This window comes from Cnuella takakiae (genome assembly GCF_001953305.1).
In the GTDB taxonomy this organism is placed as follows: domain Bacteria; phylum Bacteroidota; class Bacteroidia; order Chitinophagales; family Chitinophagaceae; genus Flavisolibacter; species Flavisolibacter takakiae.
In genome coordinates, this window is record NZ_MTFE01000010.1 from 5,440,006 (window position 1) to 5,447,412 (window position 7,407).

At 51.2% G+C, this 7,407-nt stretch carries 4 protein-coding genes; all 4 read right to left on the reverse strand.

Annotated elements, in window-relative coordinates; all coding sequences use genetic code 11:
* Positions 1-2,066, reverse strand: a 2,066-nt coding sequence (locus BUE76_RS23165) for a SusC/RagA family TonB-linked outer membrane protein (RefSeq protein WP_254049541.1), incomplete at its 3' end; no start/stop codon positions are given.
* 1,166 nt (positions 2,067-3,232) lie between these two features.
* On the reverse strand, positions 3,233-4,972 hold the full coding sequence (locus BUE76_RS23170) for a Kelch repeat-containing protein (protein WP_083596264.1): 1,740 nt from the start codon (positions 4,970-4,972) through the stop codon (positions 3,233-3,235).
* Between the two features lie 347 nt (positions 4,973-5,319).
* Complete coding sequence (locus BUE76_RS23175; RefSeq protein WP_073038902.1) at positions 5,320-7,035, reverse strand: glycoside hydrolase family 43 protein; 1,716 nt, start codon at positions 7,033-7,035, stop codon at positions 5,320-5,322.
* A 36-nt stretch (positions 7,036-7,071) separates the two neighbouring features.
* The coding region (locus BUE76_RS24955) for a glycoside hydrolase family 95-like protein (protein WP_394333545.1) at positions 7,072-7,407 on the reverse strand (336 nt) is incomplete at its 5' end.

A 7,407-nucleotide genomic window follows, 5' to 3' on the forward strand; every position in this document is an offset into this window, starting at 1 on the left:
TCGCGGTACAGTTCGATGCTACCCTCTAACAAGCCCCGGAACAGGGAGTAATCCAAACCGAGGTTGGCCTTGGTAACGGTTTCCCAATGAATGTTCGGGTTGCCAATTACGTTTTCGCGGAACCACTGGTAGGGACTGTTGGCGTTGTTGTTGTTATCGCCCAGGCGGGCTGCGCCACCAAAGCCCCACTGGGTAAGGTACAGGTAGTTGCCATTGATCTGGTCGCTACCCACCTGCCCGTACGATGCACGGAGTTTGAGTGAAGAAACCCAACGCAGGTCTTTCATGAATTGCTCGTTGGTAAGGGTCCAGCCGATAGCCGCAGAAGGGAAAAATTCGAAGCGGTAATCGGGGCCAAACCTTTGCGAGCCATTATAGGCGCCGTTGAATTCGGCAAAATAGCGGTTGGCAAAATTGTAGGTACTCCGGAACACCCAGTCTTCACGGAAGTCGGGGAAGGCACTGCCGTTTGCACTTTCGTTGCGCATGAACAAGCCCATGGTGGTGATGTTATGCCTGCCCAGCTTTGCCGAGTGGTTCAGCTGCGCCTGGTAAACGGTTCTCCTTGCAGTTGAATTGTTTTCGAAAGCATCAGCGGCCACGCCCCATTGCGGTACTACATAATCAAACTGGTTGATACCCGCCGTATTGCCAAAGCGTACGGCACCGGTATTGGGATCGATCCATTTGGTAACGGCACTGCCGCCATCGGTGATGCCGCCTACCGCAAAAAACCGGTTGTCCACGGAAAAGGTACCCCTGAAGGTCAGGTTCTTTACCAGCGCACTCAGGTCTTGTGCCAGCACAAAATCGGTGGTCATCTGGGTGGTCTTTTCGTTGCGCACACCGTTGTTGCCCAGGATGAGGGCGGGGTTGTTGGTAGCCACCGGATCGTTGGGGTAATATCCATAAGAGCCATCGCTATACCTGGGGTAGAACAGGTCGGGAGCGTTGCCGTAAATGCCCTGGTACCAGGCATACTCGAACCCGCTGTAGGTGGTTTGTCTTTTGCCAAACATACCGGCAAGGTTGGTGGACAGGGTGGTCGACTTGGTTATTTTGATGTCCAGGTTGGCGCGGAGGTTCAGGCGGTCGTAGTTGAAGCCCGGCTTATAACCTTTACCATTGCCGGGTATCTTCATGATATCACCTTCATGCAACACATCCACCGACGTAAAGTATTTTACAAAAGGCGATCCGCCGGAGATGCTCACGTTGGCGTTTTGTGCGGTAGCCATTTTCTTCACCGACTCGTCCTGCCAGTTGATATTGGGGTAGCGTTCTGCCTCCGCCTGGTTGGCAGGGAAACGGTACTTATTAATGATAGACTGCGGGGTGTAATCCTGCCAGGAGCCGGGGCTTACGGCCAGTTCCCGCTCGATGGCCCGGTTGCGGATCATCAGGGCATCGTAGGCATCATACTTCTCGGGCAGGCGTGAAGGAACTTTAATCGTAGAATTGACAATTACATTGATGTTGGCTTTGCCTTCCACACCGCGCTTGGTGGTAATGAGCACAACACCGTTGGCGCCTTTCACACCAAATACAGCGGTTGCAGAAGCATCTTTCAAAATAGAAATGCTTTCCACCGAACCGATGTCCACACCGTTAATAGAACGTTCAACACCATCTACCAGGATCAGCGGGCCGGCAGCGTTCCAGGTTCCCTGGCCCCTGATGAAGATCTGGGGGTCTTCCAGGCCTGGCATACCCGTACCTTGCACGGTGATCACACCGGGTACGTTACCGGTAAGGGCTGCACCAATATTGGATACACCACCGGCGCGCTGCAGTACTTTACCTGAAGTTTGCGTGATGGCACCCACCACGCTTTCCTTTTTCTGTTTTCCGTAGCCTACCACAACTACGTTATCCATTTCGGCGGTGTTATTGGCGAGGGTAACAGCAATATTGGTTTGGTTGCCGATGGCTATTTCCTGGGTCAGTTTACCCACAAAGCTCACCACCAATACCTGGTTATTACCGGGCACAGTCAGGGAGAACATACCCTTGCTATCGCTCTTGGTAATATTCGTACTTCCTTTAACCTGGATCGTTGCCCCCACAACGGGAGCTTCTTGGGGATCAAGGATCACACCCTGAACCACACGGGAATTTTGTGCTGACAGCGGCAAGCTCAAGGCAAGTGCCATGATCAGCACCGCACAAGGAAGAAGCCATCTCCTTAAGTGTAAGGCAAGCATCATGTTGGTCTTTTTTTAATTTGAATTATGGCTGGGGAAAAGAAGTGAAACAGCTATACAGTTCAGAACAGTCACTATACCTCGGCGGGAAGATTCCCGGCAGACAACCGTACGGAAGCATAACTTATTTGTTCAATGGGATAGCCAGTAAGAGCAGTCAGTAATAGGTTACTGGTACTACAAGGGTACAAGAGTGTCTTAGGAACACAAGCATTGTTATATCTCATATGGACAGCGTATTTGGTTAAATACCGTTCAAGCAATCATCGTTATCGAAACCGTTGCAAATCGTTACACGCGTACATGTAAAAAAGTAACCGGCTACCTGGATTAACTCTTTGAAGTAGTAGTACCTGGATCGGGAACTTTTTTTAACACACACATTTTCCTGTGACCCATGCTGTTTTGATAGCTGCTCAAAACCTGTTTGTTATAGATCGACAAGGCTTCAAAAATAGCCGCTGCATATCCCGGAAGCCTGTTCATATGTTGAAAATGATGGTACAAATGTTTTATTGCATTGGCGTTTGGAGGCAGAACGCCAATTGGCAGAGCAGAAATTATCAGGTATCATGTTGGCAACCGACGGTTCCTTTAATGTGCAGGCCTGCATTGGACTAATGGATAGTTGCATCAAGCTGTTGGTGAGCGCAGCACTACTGCAGTAAAGGAGTGAAGTTGTTCGGAAAGCAGGCCAAAAACGAACGGTAAAGGCTGATAGCTTCGCACCCCGGGATACGATAAAGCTGTATAACCCGGCAGGGGTAAGTTCTGGCTAACAAGAAACAAGTAAAAGGCTCAAGCCCAGCATGAGCAGCTTTATGCAAACAGGAAAACTGGAATCTTTTAAACAAGGACCTCTATTACACAACTGTTTCTACGAGACTTTGGTGGTGTGCTTGGTTGATACGGTATCATAAAGAAGTCTCGGTTGGGCGATACCTCACTACTTACCACCAGAGAGGTTTGGGGATTACCCACCATAGGATGAAAGAAAATTATCATTGAAAATAGGCTTACCTGAATCGTTACCACTCAAGCTTCCGTACCTCGTCAGTCATCCTGCCGTTTACACTGCCTCCGGCTACATAAATGATATCATCCACACATATCACTGATGCACCATTGATTTTGTAAGGCAGCATTCCTATTGCCCATCTGCCGGTAGCAAGGTCATAAATATTGAACTGCTGTGTTGCGTTCCCATTCAACGGGTCCAGGGTTGCGAACCATATGATCTTATTATCCCTGACCACCGCGTTTTGCCCCTGGTGCGAGACATACGAAAATGGGTGAAACAAAAATGCAGTTGCGCTTGTTTGTGCAGCCAGGTCCCTTACTTCCACCTTGCAGGTCGGATTACCAGACTCATCGTAGCCGCCAGCCCAAAATATTTTATTACCTACATTAATACCCGCAAAAAATGTTTTCGGCTCATTAAGATTGGATGTGGTCCAGGAGCCGGTGGCATTATCATAAATATCTATCACGTCCGTAACGGTATGCATACCTCCAAGCTGATTACTACCACCTGCAAATAAAACTTTGTTGTTTGTTGCCACAGCGGTCAAACCATTGCGCGGCACACTCAAAGAGGTTGTTGACCAGGTACCTGTACTAAGATTGTAAATATCTACCCTGTCACTTACGGGAAGGGGCCACTCTTGTTCGCCGCCGGCAAAGAATACTTTATCCCCTACCGTAGCTGTTGCAATATAGGCGCGTGCCTGGCTTAATTGTGCTACTGACCACTTGCTAGTCGCTACATCGTATATGTCAACCGTTGAAAAATAATTGTACGCCCCTGCATTCCCCAACCGGCCTCCTGCAAAGAATATTTTATTACCTGCTGCAACCACTGCAATGTCTGCCCGCCATGCACTCAGTGTGGCGGCCGACCATGTTTCTGTGCCCGTATTATAGATATGTACGGCCGATGATCCGTAATTAGCGGGATTGCCCGATAGCGAAGCACCTGCAAAAGCAATAATGTTTCCGGCTGCAGCTACAGCCATGCCGCTACTGGGCTCAGAAAGTTTGGCAAACGGTACCAGCCTGGCGTTTATGATTTGCCGGTTTGCTTCGCCGCAGCTTAATACAGCAGGGGGTGCGCTTGCGGTTACTTGCACCGTGTCGCGTGCAAACAATCCACCGGCATCGGTTACCAACAATTCAAAATGATACAACCCTTCGGTTAAACCGGACACCTGCGTTGTTGCTGCATTTGCCTGGGTAATACCCGCGGCTGAAGGCCCGGATACCATCGACCATTTGTAGGATGCAATATTGCCGTCCGGGTCTGTCGAATTGCTGCCGTCGAGCGTAGTGGTACTGTTTGGCAGTGAGATAGTTTTATCGGGCCCGGCATCGGCTACGGGCGGGCGGTTGACCGTAGTGTTGGCAACAATGATTTGAACCGTATCTTTTGCCGATGCGCCCCTTTCATCTGTAACCTCTAACTCCAAGATATAATTGCCTGCCACAAGATTCTTTAAAGAAGTGACCGGTGATTTTGCATTAACGATCGCAAAGCTTGCCGGGCCGGTAAGTTTCGTCCACAGCCATGCTACTATTTTTCCATCCGGGTCGGTTGAGGCGCTTCCATTCAAAAGAACACTGTCTTGACCATCGGGGACTTTTTGGTCTGCACCTGCATCAGCAAGCGGTGGTTTGTTACACAGGTAACAATCTATTTCCTTTTGGCAGGAAATAGCAAACACCAAAACGGTTGCTAAACAAAAAAGGGATAATTTTTGAAACTTCCTCATTACCTGCAGATGTAGCGTTAAGATATGCAAGCCGGCTTATGCCACCTGATCGCTTCCCTTGCACATTGGCGGGTGCCCGAAGACACCCACCGCTAAATATTCTTTCCCCTTAATCATAAAAAGCACATGGGCTTTATTCAAAAGAACTGGAACATAAAACCTCAACGATATAGTGGGGCAAATGCCGTTCAAACTGTATCTAGGGGCAAACACCGGCTTCTACCCTTCCGCTATTCAATTGGCCTGCAGTCAATTGAATTTACTGCCAGGCATCCGGGTGCCAAGCTGGTAATTACAGGCTACCGCCTGCTGCATGTGCAGGCACGCAAACCGCAATCCATCTTCTATCAACGAATCGGCCCTGCGGCGGTCTTGTTTTCCGCTTTGCTTCCCTGCAGGTTCAGCGCCGGGTCATTGCCTGCGTAAGTCAGCGATTTAAAAGAAGCTTTGTTGGTACTCGTTGCGCCATTGGAAGTGGCGTACATGCCAAATACAACACCGATAAAGCCACCGGCTACCTGGGTGCTGAGGAATTTGCCATCTACTCCTTCTTTCAGCGGCTTCCAGTTGTTGGCGCCTTCGGAAAAATAGAAGCTGTAGGCAGGCCCTTCGGCCTTGATGCGGAGCAGGAGTTTATTGCCGTTTGCAGCCAAGGGCGCCTGGGCCACCAGGTCCATGGTTTTGCCGTTGGTATTGCCCTGGAACAACTGCACCACATCAGCGCCTTTGTCCTTTGATCTGGAGATAAAATAGAAATGATGCTCATCCTGGAAAGCCACCAGGCCTGCCTGTTCTTTTTCGGAGCCGGCGCTGAAGTTCAGCTCTGTTTCCACGGTACAGTTGATGTGCTGCTGGCGTTTGCCTACAAAGGAGGGGTTGCCCAGCTCCATGATGGTGGCCGGCTTCAGGTTGAGGGTAAGACCCGCTTTGCCCAGGCTAAAGGAGGCACTGTCGATGCTCCGCATAAAGAGCAGGGCAGGGTCCAGCTCCTTTTCAAAGCTGAGCGTGTATTTGAAGTTGCCGCTCTGGGGCAGGGCGCCCTTTTGCTTTACTTCCTTATAGTTGGCGGTATAGGCATACTGCAGTTCCTTGTGTTCGGGATCTACAACCGGCCAGTCGTTCTTCCAGGTCACCGGGGCGATAAAGGTTTCGCGGCCTGTATTGTAAAAATTATCGCTGTAGGGGCGCACCGCCAGGAAGATGGCATAGGTCTTTCCATCGGGGCCTTCCAGCAGGTTGGCGTGACCAGCCGAGGTGATGGGATTGGGCCTATCGGCGGGCAGGTCGCGCTGGGTGAGGATGGGGTTGTTTTCGTACGGCACATAGGGCCCCAGGGCCGATTTGCTCCGGAACACCACCTGCGAGTGGTTGACCGAGGTACCGCCTTCGGCGGCATAGAGGTAGTACCAGCCGTTCTTTTTCATGATGTGCGGTCCTTCAATCCACACCGGCTTTTTGCTGATGTCCACACCGCCGTTTACCAGCTGTTGCTCCGTGCCTACCACTTTGAGGTTTACGGGGTCAAACTCGTAGATGCGAATGGTGCGGTGCCCATCGTACAGGGGTTTGCGGTCAGGGGCATCGCTGTTGTACAGGATATAGGCTTTGTCTCCGTCAAAAAACAGGGAGGGGTCGATGCCGCGCACCTCGGGCAGCCACACGGGGTCGCTCCAGGGGCCTGCCGGGCTTTTCGCCGTCACCACGAAGTTGCCGCGGTGGTCGATATTGGTGCAGGTAACATAATAGGTGCCTTTATGGTAGGCAATACCGGGTGCAAAAAGCCCGCGGGTCATGCGCTGGCCCAGGAAGTTCATCTGCGCAGGGCGGTCAATCACGTTACCGATCTGCTTCCAGTTCTTCAGGTCCTTGCTGTGGAATACAGGCAATCCGGGGAAATAGGAAAAGGTGGAGTTCACCAGGTAATAATCGGAGCCTACCTGCACTGCTGCCGGGTCGGGATAAAAACCCGTCAGGATGGGGTTGGGCAGCGTAGTGGTCTGGGCCGCTGCGGGGCTGGAAAACAGTTTAACGGAAAGTGCCAGTAAGGCCAAGGTTCGTTTCATCACAAATGGGTTAAGCACAAAAAAATGTTTGGGTGCCTATAAGGCAACCAGGGTGTATAGCTGCCCTTTTTGGGTGGGCAGGTCATATAAATAGGTGTTCTTCAGTTCCGGCGTACCGGTCTTTGCCTCGGCTGATACTTTTGGATCGGGCACCTGCGCTACCTGGAAAAAAGGGTTGGGGTTGGCACCGGCAGCTTTTTTCAAAGCGCCGCCGGATGCAGGCTTCAGGGCATTAGGTACCCGCAGCCGCAGGTTGCCACCCAGGTTGGAGCGCAGCACGGCCCGTACCAGCCTGCCTTCCTTCCACTCCATAGCTACCAACTCAAACCCGCCGATGGCTTTTAACCCGCCCACTTTACCGGCGGGGCCTGC

What these genes read in the sequence shown, in the direction of transcription:
- BUE76_RS23170 (WP_083596264.1), bottom strand. Translation starts at nt 4,972, where the DNA reads ATGAGGAAGTTTCAAAAATTATCCCTTTTTTGTTTAGCAACCGTTTTG.
- BUE76_RS23175 (WP_073038902.1), bottom strand. Translation starts at nt 7,035, where the DNA reads ATGAAACGAACCTTGGCCTTACTGGCACTTTCCGTTAAACTGTTTTCC.